The organism is Bacillus sp. SIMBA_074 (genome assembly GCF_046534555.1).
In the GTDB taxonomy this organism is placed as follows: domain Bacteria; phylum Bacillota; class Bacilli; order Bacillales; family Bacillaceae_G; genus Bacillus_A; species Bacillus_A mycoides.
In genome coordinates, this window is sequence record NZ_JAWRYM010000102.1 from 1 (window position 1) to 504 (window position 504).

A 504-nucleotide genomic window follows, 5' to 3' on the forward strand; every position below is an offset into this window, starting at 1 on the left:
TGGCCACCGCGTTAGAGTTTTTCCAGTATCGGTTTTCCGATTCGTTTGGTGGTAACCCACAGTTATATTCATGCGGCCTGAGCGCGCTGTAATACCCAACGATATAGTCCGTTATAGCGTGAGCTGCTTCGCTGAAGCTTACGTAGCCCGTCATCGGCACCCATTCGTTCTTCAGGCTCCTGAAGAAGCGCTCCATTGGGCTATTATCCCAGCAGTTTCCGCGCCGGCTCATACTCTGCTTGATTCGGTATCGCCACAGTAACTGCCGGAACTGCCTGCTCGTATAATGACTGCCCTGATCGCTGTGGAACATTAACCCCATGGGCTTACCGCGAGTTTCCCATGCCATTTCCAGCGCTTTCATGGTGAGCCTGCTGTCCGGCGAGAACGACATTGCCCAGCCCACTGGTTTTCTTGCGAATAGGTCGAGGACAACGGCGAGGTACGCCCAGCGTTTACCTGTCCAGATATAGGTCACATCACCGCACCACACCTGGTTTGGCT

At 54.0% G+C, this 504-nt stretch carries 1 protein-coding gene; it reads right to left on the minus strand.

Annotated features, from left to right (window positions below; genetic code table 11):
* The coding region (locus SB773_RS30005) for an IS3 family transposase (protein WP_410593834.1) at positions 1–504 on the minus strand (504 nt) is incomplete at both ends.